This is a genomic window from Streptomyces sp. NPDC024687, assembly GCF_055559055.1.
In genome coordinates this window covers 117,861-135,659 of sequence record NZ_JBVHLJ010000009.1, presented here as the reverse complement: position 1 = coordinate 135,659, position 17,799 = coordinate 117,861, and the positions used below count along the sequence as shown (strand labels likewise).

At 66.5% G+C, this 17,799-nt stretch carries 12 protein-coding genes; all 12 read left to right on the top strand.

Annotated elements, in window-relative coordinates:
* Nucleotides 1-483 precede the first annotated feature (483 nt).
* The 12 genes from rpoB to ACZ39I_RS31345 all read left to right on the top strand — a co-directional run bounded on the left by rpoB (nucleotide 484) and on the right by ACZ39I_RS31345 (nucleotide 17,517).
* Complete coding sequence (gene rpoB, locus ACZ39I_RS31400; RefSeq protein ID WP_352389247.1) at nucleotides 484-3,969, top strand: DNA-directed RNA polymerase subunit beta; 3,486 nt, start codon at nucleotides 484-486, stop codon at nucleotides 3,967-3,969.
* Between the two features lie 101 nt (nucleotides 3,970-4,070).
* Entirely contained in the window at nucleotides 4,071-7,970 is a 3,900-nt protein-coding gene (locus ACZ39I_RS31395) for a DNA-directed RNA polymerase subunit beta' (protein ID WP_352389246.1), read from the top strand.
* Nucleotides 7,971-8,091: 121 nt separating this feature from the next.
* Entirely contained in the window at nucleotides 8,092-8,850 is a 759-nt protein-coding gene (locus ACZ39I_RS31390; RefSeq protein ID WP_467248269.1) for a hypothetical protein, read from the top strand.
* An 8-nt stretch (nucleotides 8,851-8,858) separates the two neighbouring features.
* Entirely contained in the window at nucleotides 8,859-9,281 is a 423-nt protein-coding gene (locus ACZ39I_RS31385; RefSeq protein WP_467248267.1) for a hypothetical protein, read from the top strand.
* 228 nt (nucleotides 9,282-9,509) lie between these two features.
* Nucleotides 9,510-10,058: a DUF1707 and DUF4190 domain-containing protein gene (locus tag ACZ39I_RS31380; protein WP_467248265.1), complete on the top strand. Its 549-nt coding sequence runs from the start codon at nucleotides 9,510-9,512 to the stop codon at nucleotides 10,056-10,058.
* Between the two features lie 333 nt (nucleotides 10,059-10,391).
* Complete coding sequence (gene rpsL / locus ACZ39I_RS31375; RefSeq protein WP_003948652.1) at nucleotides 10,392-10,763, top strand: 30S ribosomal protein S12; 372 nt, start codon at nucleotides 10,392-10,394, stop codon at nucleotides 10,761-10,763.
* Nucleotides 10,764-10,765: 2 nt separating this feature from the next.
* Nucleotides 10,766-11,236: a 30S ribosomal protein S7 gene (gene rpsG / locus ACZ39I_RS31370; protein ID WP_007384059.1), complete on the top strand. Its 471-nt coding sequence runs from the start codon at nucleotides 10,766-10,768 to the stop codon at nucleotides 11,234-11,236.
* 39 nt (nucleotides 11,237-11,275) lie between these two features.
* Nucleotides 11,276-13,402 carry an elongation factor G gene (gene fusA, locus ACZ39I_RS31365; RefSeq protein WP_352389242.1) on the top strand — a complete coding sequence of 709 codons (2,127 nt, stop codon included), beginning with the start codon at nucleotides 11,276-11,278 and terminating at the stop codon, nucleotides 13,400-13,402.
* Nucleotides 13,403-13,557: 155 nt separating this feature from the next.
* On the top strand, nucleotides 13,558-14,751 hold the full coding sequence (gene tuf / locus ACZ39I_RS31360) for an elongation factor Tu (RefSeq protein ID WP_164423757.1): 1,194 nt from the start codon (nucleotides 13,558-13,560) through the stop codon (nucleotides 14,749-14,751).
* A gap of 234 nt (nucleotides 14,752-14,985) precedes the next feature.
* A complete protein-coding gene (locus ACZ39I_RS31355; RefSeq protein ID WP_467248499.1) occupies nucleotides 14,986-16,188 on the top strand; it encodes an acyltransferase family protein in 1,203 nt (400 codons plus the stop codon).
* 75 nt (nucleotides 16,189-16,263) lie between these two features.
* Nucleotides 16,264-16,617: a hypothetical protein gene (locus ACZ39I_RS31350; protein WP_467248261.1), complete on the top strand. Its 354-nt coding sequence runs from the start codon at nucleotides 16,264-16,266 to the stop codon at nucleotides 16,615-16,617.
* Between the two features lie 72 nt (nucleotides 16,618-16,689).
* Nucleotides 16,690-17,517, top strand: coding sequence for a hypothetical protein (locus ACZ39I_RS31345; protein WP_467248259.1), 828 nt, complete (start codon nucleotides 16,690-16,692; stop codon nucleotides 17,515-17,517).
* Nucleotides 17,518-17,799: the final 282 nt, after the last annotated feature.

The following is a 17,799-nucleotide window of genomic DNA, read 5'->3' as shown; positions in this document are numbered from 1 at the left end:
GCGTTCCTGGAGGCGCGGTCACGGTTACCTTGCGGCCTCGTGGGCGAGGGGTATGGTGATCTTCGTCGTGTCTCCCGGAACCTCAGGTTCGGGCAGAGGGGGCCTTGACGAACCGCACGCAGCGCGCAATTCTCAGGACGCGTCGCCAGAACGGTCCGAATCCGAGGCATGGATCGGCGACGAAGAGGGCAGTATCAACGTGCGTTGAGGGCACCATGCAGAGGACGTTGAGGGCAGCGAGAGTTTTTGAAGACCGGGCAGAAAAGCAGGGCTGGACATCAGTGCGCCAAGTGGCTACACTGACCCTTTGCGCTGCCTGTTAGCTGTCCCCTGCCCGTCACCAGGGGTCTGCCCTCGCCTCAGCATCGACGACCGGACATCTCCGACCTGGCCTCTTGGTCAAATCGGAGAGACCTGTCTCTGTGCCGCGGAGGAGGGCCCGGGGAGCGCGTAGTGAGTCCGAGCCCTCGGAAGGACCCCCTCTTGGCCGCCTCGCGCACTGCCTCGACCGCGAATACGAACAACGCCGCCAGCACCGCCCCGCTGCGCATCTCTTTTGCAAAGATCAAGGAGCCTCTCGAGGTTCCCAACCTGCTCGCGCTGCAGACCGAGAGCTTTGACTGGCTGCTCGGGAACTCCGCCTGGCAGAGTCGGGTCGAGGAGGCTCTTGAGTCCGGTCAGGACGTCCCCACCAAGTCCGGTCTGGAGGAGATCTTCGAGGAGATCTCCCCGATCGAGGACTTCTCCGGGTCGATGTCGCTGACGTTCCGCGACCACCGTTTCGAGCCGCCGAAGAACAGCATCGACGAGTGCAAGGAGCGCGACTTCACGTACGCGGCTCCGCTCTTCGTGACGGCCGAATTCACCAACAACGAGACCGGCGAGATCAAGTCCCAGACGGTCTTCATGGGCGACTTCCCGCTCATGACGGGCAAGGGCACCTTCGTCATCAACGGCACCGAGCGTGTCGTGGTGTCCCAGCTGGTCCGCTCGCCGGGTGTCTACTTCGACTCCTCCATCGACAAGACGTCCGACAAGGACATCTTCTCGGCCAAGATCATCCCGTCCCGGGGTGCCTGGCTGGAGATGGAGATCGACAAGCGCGACATGGTCGGTGTCCGCATCGACCGCAAGCGCAAGCAGTCCGTCACCGTGCTCCTGAAGGCTCTCGGGTGGACCACCGAGCAGATCCTGGAGGAGTTCGGCGAGTACGAGTCGATGCGCGCCACCCTGGAGAAGGACCACACCCAGGGCCAGGACGACGCGCTGCTCGACATCTACCGCAAGCTGCGTCCGGGCGAGCCCCCCACCCGTGAGGCCGCCCAGACTCTTCTGGAGAACCTCTACTTCAACCCGAAGCGTTACGACCTCGCCAAGGTCGGCCGCTACAAGGTCAACAAGAAGCTGGGTGCGGACGCTCCGCTGGACGCGGGCATCCTGACCGTCGAGGACATCATCTCGACGATCAAGTACCTGGTGAAGCTGCACGCGGGCGAGACCGAGACGGTCGGCGACAGCGGTGGCAGCATCGTCGTCGAGACCGACGACATCGACCACTTCGGCAACCGTCGTCTGCGCAGCGTCGGCGAGCTCATCCAGAACCAGGTCCGTACGGGTCTGGCTCGTATGGAGCGCGTCGTCCGTGAGCGCATGACGACCCAGGACGTCGAGGCGATCACGCCGCAGACCCTGATCAACATCCGGCCGGTCGTCGCCTCCATCAAGGAGTTCTTCGGCACCAGCCAGCTGTCGCAGTTCATGGACCAGAACAACCCGCTGTCGGGTCTCACCCACAAGCGCCGTCTGTCGGCTCTTGGCCCGGGTGGTCTCTCCCGTGAGCGGGCCGGCTTCGAGGTCCGTGACGTGCACCCGTCCCACTACGGACGCATGTGCCCGATCGAGACGCCCGAAGGCCCGAACATCGGTCTGATCGGTTCGCTCGCCTCCTACGGCCGCGTCAACGCGTTCGGCTTCGTGGAGACGCCGTACCGCCGGGTCACCGACGGCATCGTCACCGACGAGGTCGACTACCTCACGGCCGACGAGGAGGACCGCTTCGTCATCGCGCAGGCAAACGCCACGCTCGACGACGACATGCGGTTCTCCGAGAACCGTGTCCTGGTCCGCCGTCGTGGCGGCGAGGTCGACTACGTCCCCGGTGACGACGTCGACTACATGGACGTCTCGCCGCGCCAGATGGTGTCGGTCGCGACCGCCATGATCCCGTTCCTCGAGCACGACGACGCCAACCGTGCCCTCATGGGCGCGAACATGATGCGTCAGGCGGTGCCGCTCATCAAGAGCGAGGCCCCGCTCGTCGGCACCGGCATGGAGTACCGCTCCGCAGTCGACGCCGGTGACGTGGTCAAGGCCGAGAAGGCGGGTGTGGTCCAGGAGGTCTCCGCGGACTACATCACCACCGCCAACGACGACGGCACGTACATCACGTACCGCCTGGCCAAGTTCGCCCGCTCCAACCAGGGCACCTCGGTCAACCAGAAGGTCATCGTCAACGAGGGCGACCGGATCATCGAGGGCCAGGTCCTGGCCGACGGTCCGGCCACCGAGAACGGCGAGATGGCGCTGGGCAAGAACCTGCTCGTGGCGTTCATGCCGTGGGAGGGTCACAACTACGAGGACGCGATCATCCTGTCGCAGCGCCTCGTGCAGGACGACGTCCTCTCCTCGATCCACATCGAGGAGCACGAGGTCGACGCCCGTGACACCAAGCTCGGCCCCGAGGAGATCACCCGGGACATCCCGAACGTCTCCGAGGAGGTCCTCGCCGACCTCGACGAGCGCGGCATCATCCGTATCGGTGCCGAGGTCGTCGCCGGCGACATCCTCGTCGGCAAGGTCACGCCCAAGGGCGAGACCGAGCTGACGCCGGAGGAGCGCCTGCTCCGTGCGATCTTCGGTGAGAAGGCCCGTGAGGTCCGTGACACCTCGCTGAAGGTGCCGCACGGCGAGATCGGCAAGGTCATCGGCGTCCGCGTCTTCGACCGTGAAGAGGGCGACGAGCTGCCGCCGGGCGTGAACCAGCTGGTTCGTGTCTACGTGGCGCAGAAGCGCAAGATCACGGACGGTGACAAGCTCGCCGGCCGACACGGCAACAAGGGTGTCATCTCCAAGATCCTGCCCATCGAGGACATGCCGTTCCTCGAGGACGGGACCCCGGTCGACATCATCCTCAACCCGCTGGGTGTGCCGTCCCGAATGAACCCGGGACAGGTCCTGGAGATCCACCTCGGCTGGCTCGCCAGCCGCGGCTGGGACGTCTCCGGCCTCGGCGAGGACTGGGCCAAGCGCCTGCAGGTCATCGGTGCCGACCAGGTCGACCCGGGCACCAACGTCGCCACCCCCGTCTTCGACGGTGCGCGTGAGGACGAGCTCGCGGGTCTGCTGCAGCACACCATCCCGAACCGCGACGGTGAGCGCATGGTGCAGCCCACCGGTAAGGCGAGGATGTTCGACGGCCGCTCCGGCGAGCCGTTCCCGGAGCCGATCTCGGTCGGCTACATGTACATCCTCAAGCTCCACCACCTGGTCGACGACAAGCTGCACGCCCGTTCGACCGGTCCGTACTCGATGATCACCCAGCAGCCGCTGGGTGGTAAGGCCCAGTTCGGTGGCCAGCGCTTCGGTGAGATGGAGGTGTGGGCGCTGGAGGCATACGGCGCCGCGTACGCCCTCCAGGAGCTGCTGACCATCAAGTCCGACGACGTCACCGGCCGCGTGAAGGTCTACGAGGCCATCGTCAAGGGCGAGAACATTCCCGAGCCCGGCATCCCCGAGTCCTTCAAGGTGCTCATCAAGGAGATGCAGTCCCTGTGCCTCAACGTGGAGGTGCTGTCCTCGGACGGCATGTCCATCGAGATGCGCGACACCGACGAGGACGTCTTCCGCGCGGCGGAAGAGCTCGGCATCGACCTGTCCCGGCGCGAGCCGAGCAGCGTCGAAGAGGTCTGACGGGAGTCCGGCCGGAGGACCTGGTGAGGAACCTCCGGCCGGCCCCTGGACCCCCGTTTCAGACCCCTAAGACTTACAACCCTGAGAGGGATTGACGCATAGTGCTCGACGTCAACTTCTTCGATGAGCTCCGGATCGGTCTGGCCACCGCTGACGACATCCGTCAGTGGAGCCACGGCGAGGTCAAGAAGCCCGAGACCATCAACTACCGCACCCTCAAGCCCGAAAAGGACGGACTCTTCTGCGAGAAGATCTTCGGTCCGACCCGGGACTGGGAGTGCTACTGCGGCAAGTACAAGCGTGTCCGGTTCAAGGGCATCATCTGTGAGCGCTGCGGCGTCGAGGTCACTCGCGCCAAGGTGCGTCGTGAGCGGATGGGCCACATCGAACTGGCCGCCCCCGTCACGCACATCTGGTACTTCAAGGGCGTCCCGTCGCGTCTGGGCTACCTGCTCGACCTGGCTCCCAAGGACCTCGAGAAGGTCATCTACTTCGCGGCGTACATGATCACGTACGTCGACGAGGAGCGCCGCACGCGTGACCTGCCCTCCCTGGAGGCGCACGTCTCCGTGGAGCGTCAGCAGGTCGAGAACCGTCGCGACGCCGACCTCGAGGCCCGCGCCAAGAAGCTGGAAAGCGACCTGGCCGAGCTGGAGGCCGAGGGTGCCAAGGCCGACGTGCGCCGCAAGGTGCGCGAGGGTGCCGAGCGCGAGATGAAGCAGCTGCGCGACCGTGCGCAGCGCGAGATCGACCGTCTCGACGAGGTGTGGACCCGCTTCAAGAACCTCAAGGTCCAGGACCTCGAAGGTGACGAGCTGCTCTACCGCGAGCTGCGTGACCGCTTCGGCACGTACTTCGACGGTTCGATGGGTGCCGCGGCGCTGCAGAAGCGCCTGGAGTCCTTCGACCTCGACGAGGAGGCCGAGCGTCTCCGCGAGATCATCCGTACCGGCAAGGGCCAGAAGAAGACCCGTGCGCTGAAGCGGCTGAAGGTCGTGTCTGCCTTCCTGCAGACCTCCAACAGCCCCAAGGGCATGGTCCTCGACTGCGTCCCGGTCATCCCGCCGGACCTTCGCCCGATGGTGCAGCTGGACGGTGGCCGCTTCGCGACCTCCGACCTGAACGACCTGTACCGCCGTGTGATCAACCGCAACAACCGCCTGAAGCGACTCCTTGACCTCGGTGCGCCCGAGATCATCGTGAACAACGAGAAGCGCATGCTTCAGGAGGCCGTCGACGCGCTCTTCGACAACGGCCGTCGTGGTCGCCCGGTCACGGGCCCCGGCAACCGTCCGCTGAAGTCGCTGTCCGACATGCTCAAGGGCAAGCAGGGTCGTTTCCGTCAGAACCTGCTCGGCAAGCGTGTGGACTACTCCGCGCGTTCCGTGATCGTCGTCGGTCCGCAGCTCAAGCTGCACCAGTGCGGTCTGCCGAAGGCGATGGCGCTGGAGCTGTTCAAGCCGTTCGTGATGAAGCGCCTGGTGGACCTGAACCACGCGCAGAACATCAAGAGCGCCAAGCGCATGGTGGAGCGCGGCCGCACGGTCGTGTACGACGTCCTCGAAGAGGTCATCGCCGAGCACCCGGTGCTGCTGAACCGTGCTCCCACCCTGCACCGCCTCGGCATCCAGGCCTTCGAGCCGCAGCTGGTCGAGGGCAAGGCCATCCAGATCCACCCGCTCGTCTGCACCGCGTTCAACGCGGACTTCGACGGCGACCAGATGGCCGTACACCTTCCGCTGTCCGCGGAGGCGCAGGCCGAGGCCCGCATCCTGATGCTGTCCTCGAACAACATCCTCAAGCCCGCCGACGGCCGTCCGGTGACGATGCCGACCCAGGACATGGTCCTCGGTCTGTTCTTCCTCACCACCGACGGCGAGCTGCGTGACACCAAGGGCGAGGGCCGCGCGTTCGGCTCCACGGCCGAGGCGATCATGGCGTTCGACGCCGGCGAGCTGGCGCTGCAGTCGCCGATCGACATCCGCTTCCCGGTGGGCACCATCCCGCCGCGTGGCTGGACGCCGCCGGCGCGCGAGGAGGGCGAGCCGGAGTGGCAGCAGGGTGACTCGTTCCGCCTGCGCACCACCCTGGGCCGCGCGCTCTTCAACGAGCTGCTGCCCGAGGACTACCCGTTCGTCGACTACTCGGTGGGCAAGAAGCAGCTCTCCGAGATCGTCAACGACCTGGCCGAGCGCTACCCCAAGGTCATCGTGGCGGCGACGCTCGACAACCTGAAGGCGGCGGGCTTCTACTGGGCGACCCGTTCCGGTGTCACCGTGGCCATCTCCGACGTCGTCGTTCCCGAGGCGAAGAAGGAGATCGTCAAGGGCTACGAGGCGCAGGACGAGAAGGTCCAGAAGCAGTACGAGCGCGGTCTGATCACCAAGGAAGAGCGCACGCAGGAGCTCATCGCGATCTGGACCAAGGCGACCAACGAGGTCGCCGAGGCGATGAACGCGAACTTCCCCAAGACGAACCCCATCTTCATGATGGTTGACTCGGGTGCCCGAGGAAACATGATGCAGATGCGGCAGATCGCCGGTATGCGTGGTCTGGTGTCGAACGCCAAGAACGAGACGATTCCGCGTCCGATCAAGGCGTCCTTCCGTGAGGGCCTGTCCGTGCTGGAGTACTTCATCTCCACGCACGGTGCCCGTAAGGGTCTGGCGGACACCGCCCTGCGTACCGCCGACTCGGGTTACCTGACCCGTCGTCTGGTGGACGTCTCGCAGGACGTCATCATCCGCGAGGAGGACTGCGGCACCGACCGTGGCCTCAAGCTCAACATCGCGGAGGTCGGCGCGGACGGCGTGCTGCGCAAGGCGGACGACGTCGAGACCAGCGTGTACGCACGTGCGCTGGCCGAGGACATCACCGTCGACGGCAAGGTGCTGGCCCCGGCCAACACCGACCTCGGCGACGTCCTCATCGACGAGCTCGTCAGGCACGGCGTCTCCCAGGTCAAGACCCGCTCGGTCCTGACCTGCGAGTCCGCCGTCGGCACCTGCGCCATGTGCTACGGCCGCTCGCTGGCCACCGGCAAGCTGGTCGACATCGGTGAGGCGGTCGGCATCATCGCCGCCCAGTCCATCGGTGAGCCCGGTACCCAGCTGACGATGCGCACCTTCCACACCGGTGGTGTGGCCGGTGACGACATCACCCAGGGTCTGCCGCGTGTCGTCGAGCTCTTCGAGGCCCGTACCCCGAAGGGTGTCGCCCCGATCTCCGAGGCCCAGGGCCGCGTGCGGATCGAGGAGACCGAGAAGACCAAGAAGATCGTCATCACGCCGGACGACGGCAGCGATGAGACGGCGTTCCCGATCTCGAAGCGCGCCCGACTCCTGGTCAGCGAGGGCGAGCACGTCGAGGTGGGCCAGAAGCTCACCGTGGGTGCCACCAACCCGCACGACGTGCTGCGCATTCTGGGCCAGCGTGCCGTCCAGGTCCACCTGGTCGGCGAGGTCCAGAAGGTCTACAACTCGCAGGGTGTGTCGATCCACGACAAGCACATCGAGATCATCATCCGGCAGATGCTGCGCCGTGTGACGATCATCGAGTCCGGCGACGCCGAGCTGCTGCCCGGCGAGCTCGTCGAGCGCTCGAAGTTCGAGACCGAGAACCGTCGCGTGGTCCAGGAGGGCGGTCACCCGGCCTCCGGTCGTCCGCAGCTGATGGGTATCACCAAGGCCTCGCTGGCGACGGAATCCTGGCTGTCGGCCGCCTCCTTCCAGGAGACGACCCGAGTCCTGACGGACGCGGCGATCAACGCCAAGTCCGACAGCCTCATCGGCCTCAAGGAGAACGTCATCATCGGTAAGCTCATCCCGGCCGGTACGGGTCTGTCCCGCTACCGCAACATCCGGGTCGAGCCGACCGAGGAGGCCAAGGCCGCGATGTACTCGGCCGTCGGCTACGACGACATCGACTACTCGCCGTTCGGCACGGGGTCCGGCCAGGCTGTTCCGCTGGAGGACTACGACTACGGGCCGTACAACCAGTAGGCATAGCTTGAGTCGGAGGGCGGTCACCTTTGAGGTGGCCGCCCTTCGGCGTTCCCGCGCGTTATGATCCGCCGGATGGTCCGCGAACTGCCGTTTAGGCAAAGGGTGTTGGAGGCGCGGAGTGGAGGCGGCCCGGTTGGTGTTCGGCCTTGCGGCCGCGGTGGTGGTTCCCTGGGGTGTCGGCTGGCAGCGCTCCAGCCCAGGACTCCTGGCTCTCTTCACATGTGCTTATGGTGCCTACACGGTCGCTCCGTACAGGAGTCAGGAAAGGCCGTGGATCCTGCTCGGCGCCACGCTTCTGGTGGCCGGTGGATCGGTTCTTCGGCACCGTACGAGGGACACGGCAGGTGCGGGGTTCACCCTCACACTCTCGATGCGCTCAGGGGCTCCGGCGGCATCCAGGCGCCTCGGGCTGGCGGCCTTCGGCACGGCCGCGCTCTTGTCCGTGTGGGCGGCCGGGGCGACGACGGCTACGCTCGGCGTTGACCTGCTCCTGAGTGACCGTACGGCGGTCGTCACCTCCGCTCTTCTGATCTCCGTGTTCGGCGGGGGAGTCCTCGCCAAAGCGGCCACAGGGCCCGTCCGTCGGGAGATCGACACGCTTCAGGACGGGCCGGCCAGAGACGCCGCCATGGAGTTCATGAGCGGTGGTCCGATCATCGGCATGCTGGAGCGCGGGCTTCTCTTCGCCTTTCTCATGGCAGGTCAGCCAGAGGCTGCGGCGCTGGTGCTGGCGGCCAAGTCCCTCGCGCGGGTGCCCACGGCGGAACACGGCAAGCACGCCTCGGAGTACTTCCTCATCGGTACGCTGGCCAGTGTCATTGCAGCGTTGACGATGAGCATGGCTGCTCGTACAGCGATTGGGCTGCCTGTCCTCTAGGAGATCTCTTGGAGCTGAGCGGGCACCCCCTGATCCGGAAGCTGCTGTCCCTCAACCTGCCGCCCAAGGACTACGTGATAGCTGGAAGCGGCCCGCTGCTCGCGCACGGTCTCCGGAATGCGATCGGCGATCTGGACCTGGTTGCCAGGGGAGCAGCCTGGAAGCTGGCCCTGGGGCTTGCGGATCCGGTGATCGCGCCCTCGGGTTGTGGCCATCTGGTGTCGCTCTTCCAGGGGAGCATCGAGATCTTCGATCGCTGGCTTCCGGGCACCAGCGAACCGGACGCGATGATCGATGGTGCCGAGTGGATCCAGGGCATTCCGTTCAGCTCGCTGTCCGAGGTGTTGGCCTGGAAGGAAAGGCTTAATCGTGCCAAGGATCAGGAGGACATCAGACTGATCCGGCGGCATCTGGGGAGCTCGGGAGCCTGAACGGGCACTCAACGACCAGCCGCCGTGGCCGACGCGCCGTAGGTCGGCGTGGGGGCCGGTGTTGTTGGGGGTTTCCCGCTGGAGATGCGGGAACCTGTCCCGGTATCGCTGCGTTGGAGCATCATGGAGGCATTCGACCGCCCAGGGGGTGCTCCTGTGTCGCAACCGTCGTGGCAACCGTGGCAGGGCAAGGACGAGTCACCGTCAGGGCCGGGAAGCGCCGGCCCGGTGGCGGGGCCCTGGTCCGGCGCGGGCGCCCCTGTGGCCCGTCCCTGGCCCCCGTACGCCGCCCCGCAGCCCGTCGCCTCCGCCATGCTCGCCTCCCACGCCGACCGTGAGCGGGCCGTCGATGTGCTGCGGGCCGGGTACGGCGAGGGGCGGCTGGAGAAGGGCGAGTTCGACAAGCGGGTGGAGCGGGCCTACGGCGCGCGGACCGTCGGAGAGCTGGCGCTGCTGGTGTCCGACCTGCCGCTGGGGCCCATGCCGCAGCCTGCGCCCGTCATGGCCGTACCGCGGACGTTCCTGCCCGCCCCGCGGCCGCGGGCCAACGGGAAGGCGGTCGGAGCCGCGGTGTGCGGGCTGCTGTGCGTGCCGACCTTCGGGTTCACCGGGATTCCGGCGGTGATCCTCGGACACGCGGCGCGGGCGGAGATGGAGCGGACCGGAGAGGGCGGTGACGGGCTCGCGCTGACCGGGCTCGTGTTCGGCTGGCTGTCGATCGCCGCGTGGTCGGTCGTGATGACGCTGCTGATCGCGGTGGGCCTCGCCTCCGGGTGAGCACCGCGAGAAGACGCCGCTCGTGCGTGTGCACCATGTGAAATCGAAGATCATCCACGGCGTAGGGGCTTGACACCGGCCGCAGCGAGAGGTTGCGCTCGTCCATCTGTTTTGACCGCAGCGAATCAGCTGGGTACGCTCAGACCTTGTGCCTGGGGTGTGCCCTGGCTCCCGTGCGTGCCTTCAACCGCATAGGGGGAGTCGTAAGCGGCCACCGTAATCTGCGCCCTTTTCGCCTTGCGGCGGGAGTCCGCGGCTTCGACACACCCGACCGCGTGGGTCGGCGATGTTCCAGGTTAGCTTCACACTCGGCACACAGAAACCGGAGAAGTAGTGCCTACGATCCAGCAGCTGGTCCGGAAGGGCCGGCAGGACAAGGTCGAGAAGAACAAGACGCCCGCGCTCGAGGGTTCGCCCCAGCGCCGTGGCGTCTGCACGCGCGTGTTCACGACCACCCCGAAGAAGCCGAACTCGGCCCTGCGTAAGGTCGCGCGTGTGCGTCTGACCAGCGGGATCGAGGTCACTGCTTACATTCCGGGTGAGGGACACAACCTGCAGGAGCACTCCATCGTGCTCGTGCGCGGCGGCCGTGTGAAGGACCTGCCCGGTGTTCGCTACAAGATCATCCGCGGTTCGCTCGACACCCAGGGTGTCAAGAACCGCAAGCAGGCCCGCAGCCGCTACGGCGCCAAGAAGGAGAAGTAAGAATGCCTCGTAAGGGCCCCGCCCCGAAGCGCCCGGTCATCATCGACCCGGTCTACGGTTCTCCTCTTGTCACCTCCCTGATCAACAAGGTGCTGCTGAACGGCAAGCGCTCCACCGCCGAGCGCATCGTGTACGGCGCCATGGAGGGCCTGCGCGAGAAGACCAGCAACGACCCGGTCATCACGCTGAAGCGCGCGCTGGAGAACATCAAGCCCACGCTTGAGGTCAAGTCCCGCCGTGTCGGTGGCGCCACCTACCAGGTGCCGGTCGAGGTCAAGCCCGGCCGCGCCAACACGCTGGCGCTGCGCTGGCTGGTCGGTTACTCCCGCGCCCGTCGCGAGAAGACCATGACCGAGCGTCTGCTCAACGAGCTTCTCGACGCTTCGAACGGCCTCGGTGCGGCCGTCAAGAAGCGCGAGGACACCCACAAGATGGCCGAGTCCAACAAGGCCTTCGCGCACTACCGCTGGTAGTCGCAGACCCCATCGAGACCGAGAGAAGACTGAAGCCTTATGGCTACCACTTCACTTGACCTGGCCAAGGTCCGCAACATCGGGATCATGGCCCACATCGACGCGGGCAAGACGACCACCACCGAGCGGATCCTCTTCTACACCGGCGTCAGCTACAAGATCGGTGAGGTCCACGACGGCGCCGCCACCATGGACTGGATGGAGCAGGAGCAGGAGCGTGGCATCACGATCACCTCTGCTGCCACCACCTGTCACTGGCCGCTCGAGGACGACGACTACACGATCAACATCATCGACACCCCCGGGCACGTCGACTTCACGGTCGAGGTGGAGCGTTCGCTCCGCGTCCTCGACGGTGCCGTCACGGTGTTCGACGGTGTCGCGGGTGTCGAGCCGCAGTCCGAGACGGTGTGGCGTCAGGCCGACCGTTACGGTGTGCCGCGCATCTGCTTCGTGAACAAGCTGGACCGTACCGGCGCCGAGTTCCACCGCTGTGTGGACATGATCTCGGACCGTCTGGGCGCCGTCCCGCTCGTCATGCAGCTGCCGATCGGCGCCGAGATGGACTTCAAGGGCGTTGTGGACCTGGTCCGCATGAAGGCGCTCGTGTGGTCCGCCGAGGCGGCGAAGGGCGAGATGTACGACGTCGTCGACATCCCGGCCACGCACACCGAGGCTGCCGAGGAGTACCGCGGCAAGCTGGTCGAGGCCGTCGCGGAGAACGACGACGAGATCATGGAGCTGTTCCTGGAGGGCCAGGAGCCCACCGAGGAGCAGCTGTACGCCGCGATCCGTCGTATCACCATCGCGTCCGGCAAGTCCGACGGCGTCACCGTCACCCCGGTGTTCTGCGGCACCGCGTTCAAGAACAAGGGCGTCCAGCCCCTGCTCGACGCGGTCGTGCGCTACCTGCCGACCCCGCTCGACGTCGAGGCCATCGAAGGCCACGACGTCAAGGACCCCGAGCTGGTCGTCAAGCGCAAGCCGTCCGACGACGAGCCGCTGTCCGCGCTGGCGTTCAAGATCATGAGCGACCCGCACCTGGGCAAGCTCACCTTCGTCCGGATCTACTCCGGTCGCCTGGAGTCCGGCTCCGCGGTCCTGAACTCCGTCAAGGGCAAGAAGGAGCGCATCGGCAAGATCTACCGCATGCACGCGAACAAGCGTGAGGAGATCGAGTCGGTGGGCGCCGGCGACATCGTCGCCGTCATGGGCCTCAAGCAGACCACCACCGGTGAGACGCTGAGCGACGACAAGAACCCGGTCATCCTGGAGTCCATGGACTTCCCGGCGCCGGTGATCCAGGTCGCCATCGAGCCCAAGTCCAAGGGTGACCAGGAGAAGCTGGGTGTCGCCATCCAGCGTCTCGCGGAGGAGGACCCCTCCTTCCAGGTCCACTCGGACGAGGAGACCGGCCAGACCATCATCGGTGGTATGGGCGAGCTGCACCTCGAGGTGCTGGTCGACCGTATGCGCCGTGAGTTCAAGGTCGAGGCCAACGTCGGCAAGCCGCAGGTCGCCTACCGTGAGACGATCCGCAAGGCCGTCGAGCGCGTCGACTACACGCACAAGAAGCAGACTGGTGGAACCGGCCAGTTCGCCAAGGTGCAGATCGCGATCGAGCCGATCGAGAGCGGCGACGCCTCGTACGAGTTCGTGAACAAGGTGACCGGTGGCCGTATCCCGAAGGAGTACATCCCTTCGGTGGACGCCGGTGCGCAGGAGGCCATGCAGTTCGGCATCCTCGCCGGGTACGAGATGACGGGCGTTCGCGTCACGCTTCTCGACGGCGCCTACCACGAGGTCGACTCCTCCGAGCTCGCGTTCAAGATCGCCGGCTCGCAGGCCTTCAAGGAGGCCGCGCGCAAGGCAAGCCCCGTGCTGCTCGAGCCGATGATGGCCGTCGAGGTCACCACGCCCGAGGACTACATGGGTGAGGTCATCGGCGACATCAACTCCCGCCGTGGTCAGATCCAGGCCATGGAGGAGCGGGCCGGTGCCCGCGTCGTGAAGGGCCTCGTGCCCCTCTCGGAGATGTTCGGCTACGTCGGAGACCTCCGCAGCAAGACGTCGGGTCGCGCAAGCTACTCGATGCAGTTCGACTCCTACGCCGAGGTTCCGCGGAACGTCGCCGAGGAGATCATCGCGAAGGCCAAGGGCGAGTAACGCACCGCGTTCGCACGCTTTAGGCTTGACTCCGGAGCCCGGAGGGGCATTCACCCGCATTTGCCGGGGGAGTGTCCCCGGGCCGAGGCTTTCCAGCAAAGATCACCTGGCGCCGATGAAGCAAGGCGTTCAGAACCACTCCACAGGAGGACCCCGTGGCGAAGGCGAAGTTCGAGCGGACTAAGCCCCACGTCAACATCGGCACCATCGGTCACATCGACCACGGTAAGACGACCCTTACGGCCGCCATTACCAAGGTGCTGCACGACGCGTACCCCGACCTGAACGAGGCCTCGGCGTTCGACCAGATCGACAAGGCTCCCGAGGAGCGCCAGCGCGGTATCACCATCTCCATCGCGCACGTCGAGTACCAGACCGAGACGCGTCACTACGCCCACGTCGACTGCCCCGGTCACGCGGACTACATCAAGAACATGATCACGGGTGCGGCGCAGATGGACGGCGCCATCCTCGTGGTCGCCGCCACCGACGGCCCGATGCCGCAGACCAAGGAGCACGTGCTCCTGGCCCGCCAGGTCGGCGTCCCCTACATCGTCGTCGCCCTGAACAAGGCCGACATGGTGGACGACGAGGAGATCCTGGAGCTCGTCGAGCTCGAGGTTCGCGAGCTGCTCTCCGAGTACGAGTTCCCGGGCGACGACCTGCCGGTCGTCAAGGTCTCGGCGCTCAAGGCGCTCGAGGGTGACAAGGAGTGGGGCCAGACCGTCCTCGACCTGATGAAGGCCGTCGACGAGTCGATCCCGCAGCCCGAGCGTGACGTCGACAAGCCGTTCCTGATGCCGATCGAGGACGTCTTCACGATCACCGGTCGTGGCACCGTCGTCACCGGTCGTATCGAGCGTGGTGTCCTCAAGGTCAACGAGACCGTCGACATCATCGGCATCAAGACCGAGAAGACCACCACCACGGTCACCGGCATCGAGATGTTCCGCAAGCTGCTCGACGAGGGCCAGGCCGGTGAGAACGTCGGTCTGCTCCTCCGTGGCATCAAGCGCGAGGACGTCGAGCGCGGCCAGGTCATCATCAAGCCGGGTTCGGTCACGCCGCACACCCAGTTCGAGGCCCAGGCCTACATCCTGTCCAAGGACGAGGGTGGCCGCCACACGCCGTTCTTCAACAACTACCGTCCGCAGTTCTACTTCCGGACGACGGACGTGACCGGCGTGGTGACCCTCCCCGAGGGCACCGAGATGGTCATGCCGGGTGACAACACCGAGATGAAGGTGGAGCTCATCCAGCCCGTCGCCATGGAAGAGGGCCTGAAGTTCGCCATCCGTGAGGGTGGCCGGACGGTCGGCGCCGGCCAGGTCACCAAGATCACCGCCTGATCTTGGCCCGGTCGGGTCTCTGACCCGGTAGGTCTCTGAAGGGGCCCGTACGACTTCGGTCGTACGGGCCCCTTCGCATGGTTGCCGCAAACCTCGTCGCAGCGCTTCACAGAGTTCCCTCGGACTTCATCTGACGTCCCCGCGACGCCGGTTGTGCGGGTCGTAGCCTGAGGCGTCCGGTGGCCGCTTCCGGCCCGGATTCCCTCGCGAGGACGGACGGACGCGCAGGTGTCGATGCAGGACGCGGAGAGCAGACGGTCGATACCGCGACGGGTCGTCAGCGGTCTGCAGCAGCCGCTTCCGCCGCTCGCCGTGCCCGTCCCGCCGGGCCGGCCCGCGCACACCGCCCGGCATCCCGTCGTACGCGACCGCGCCCGCCGCCGGCTGTACGCCGTCGACGGCATCCGGCTACTCGCCGCCCTGATGGTCGCCGTGCACCACTACGCCGGCACCCGCCGCGTCGACCAGCCGGGCAACCGCATCTGGGACCGCCCGGTCTCCGACGTCATGCCGACGGTCTTCCGGTTCGCCTCCTACGGCTGGATCGGCGTCGAGATCTTCTTCGTGATCAGCGGCTTCGTGATCTGCATGTCCTGCTGGGGCCGTACCCCTCGCCAGTTCTTCACGTCGCGGGTGATCCGGCTGTACCCGGCGTACTGGTTCGCCATCGTCTTCACCACGGCCGTCCTGGTCGCCCTGCCCGGCGTGTGGGACCGCCTGCGCACGCGGGACGTACTCCTCAACTTCACGATGCTGCAGTCCGGTTCGGGCGTGATGAACGTCGACGGCGTCTACTGGACCCTCTGGTCGGAGCTGCGCTTCTACCTCCTCTTCCTGGTGGTCGTGTGGAGCGGCCTGACCTACCGCAAGGTCGTCGTCTTCTGCTGCGTGTGGGGCGCCGCGGCCATGCTCGCCCCGATCTCGGATCTCCCCCTGCTGGAACTGGTCGCCAACCCGGAGGGCGCCTGGTACTTCATCGCGGGCCTCTCCCTCTACCTGATGCACCGCTTCGGGCAGGACCTGCTGCTGTGGGGCATCCTCGCGATGGCCTGGCTGATGGGCCAGCGCGAACTGGGCATCAGGATCGACGAGGTCGAGCATGTGTCGGGCTGGCGGGGGAGCGTGGCGATCTTCACCGTGTTCCTGCTCGCCATGGTCGCCATCGCCCTGGGCGCCACCGACCGCATCCGCTGGAAATGGCTGGTGACGGCGGGTGCGCTGACATATCCCCTCTACCTGACGCACTACGCGGCCGGTACGACGGTCATCAACCGCCTGCGTGACACCATGGACGCCCGTCTGCTGGTCGTCTGCGTCATCGCCGGGTTCCTGCTGCTGAGCTGGCTGGTGCACCGGTTCGTGGAGCGGCCGGTGGCACGGCTGCTGAAGCGAGGGCTGGACACGTCGTTCGCACGCCTCAGGAACGCCGGCGCCTGAATCCCGTACGACGGCCCGGTCATCTGAGTACGAACGCTCATGCGACCGCACGCGCCCGGGCGCTGTGATGGACCCATGCCGGACCTCATGCTCGACGACGACCGCGCGACCGGCGCCTGGGTCGCCCCGCTGCTCTCGACACTCCTCACCGTGCCCGCGTGTCTGCTCGCCTACGTCTTCGGCGGCCTCTCCGTGATGGCCTGCGACGCCTGCACGGCCCCCGAGGCCGACCGCTTCGAGTCGAGCTTCGGTATCGCCTTCCCGGTGCTGCTGGGGGGCCTGGGCACAGCCCTGTTCCTGCTGGCCGCCGGATGGGCCCTGCCGTGGGAACGCCGCAACACGGCCCGCCGGACGGGCCTCGCACTGGCGGCGCCGGCGCTGGTGGCGGTCGTGTACGTCGTGTTCGCGGCGCTGGTGGACTGGCCGTAGCCCACGCGAACGTCATGATCAGGTCATGGGATAGTCTGCGCGGTTTCTGTCCCGCACCACGAAAGAGGTGGCATGACCACTGGCAGACGCGCGGCCACCGGGATCGCGCTCATGGGGGCCCTGGCTCTCACGCTCCTGAACGCCCCGGCGGCCCAGGCCCAGGACACCGGCATCACGGTGTCCGACATCGTGATCAACAAGGGCAAGCCGATCGTGGTCGGCACGACCAAGCCGGTCGAGCCGTCCATCACCTTCAAGATCACCCTGCCGTCCGGGTACAGCACGAGCGACCCGTTCCGGTACGACGCGTTCCCGTTCCTCTACCGCGGCGATCTGAGGCACGCGGCCGACACCGGGGACAACTACATCGGTCCGGGCGGCTACACCTGCTACGAGCGCAGCGACAAGAAGGCCGACTGCGAGGGATCCCTCTACATCGACCCTCATCCGAGTCGGGACCACGTCGACTCCAACAGTGACGCCACCACCTGGAAGTCCGGCGTGACCCTGCGCCTGTTCAAGGCCAGCGGGAGCCTCGCGGCCGAGGAGTACGAATCCCGGTCCCTGACCGTCCGGCTGAAGCGGACCGCGAACGTCACCGTGAACGCCGCGCCGGAGCCGGTCGCCAAGGGCAAGAAGATCACCGTCACCGGCAAGCTCACGCGCGCGAACTGGGAGACCAAGAAGTACGGGGCCTACGGCGGCCGTTCGGTCACCCTGCAGTTCCGTGAGACGGGCACCAGCTCCTTCGTCACCGTGAAGAAGGTCACGTCGAGCAGCACCGGAGCCCTGAAGACGACGGTCACCGCCTCGAAGGACGGGACCTGGCGCTGGTCGTACGGCGGCAACGACACGACCGGGGCCGCGACCAGCGGCGGGGACCACGTCGACGTGCGCTGAACCGACTTGCGCAAGCGGCAGGCCGCGCCCCGACTCGCCAGCGGGCGCGGCCTGTTGTCCGTACGGGTGCCTGAGGCTCGTAGTGTGACCCGTGTGCCGCTGTGAAGAGGACTCGTGTTTGACCTGCGTCACTCTCGGGGTAAGGTCTCCGGCTCGATTGGCCAGGCCCCTGCCCCGTATGGCAGACTAGCGGGGTTGCTCGGTCGAGTGTTGATGCTGCGCGCCTCCCGCCGGGAGGACCGGAAGCGAGTCCCACAGTACTCGTCGTTCCAACTGCCGTAA

Excerpts from the sequence above, each read along its gene's own strand:
- rpsG (WP_007384059.1), top strand. The coding sequence starts at position 10,766 with ATGCCTCGTAAGGGCCCCGCCCCGAAGCGCCCGGTCATCATCGACCCG.
- fusA (WP_352389242.1), top strand. The coding sequence starts at position 11,276 with ATGGCTACCACTTCACTTGACCTGGCCAAGGTCCGCAACATCGGGATC.
- ACZ39I_RS31355 (WP_467248499.1), top strand. The coding sequence starts at position 14,986 with ATGCAGGACGCGGAGAGCAGACGGTCGATACCGCGACGGGTCGTCAGC.
- ACZ39I_RS31350 (WP_467248261.1), top strand. The coding sequence starts at position 16,264 with ATGCCGGACCTCATGCTCGACGACGACCGCGCGACCGGCGCCTGGGTC.
- ACZ39I_RS31345 (WP_467248259.1), top strand. The coding sequence starts at position 16,690 with ATGACCACTGGCAGACGCGCGGCCACCGGGATCGCGCTCATGGGGGCC.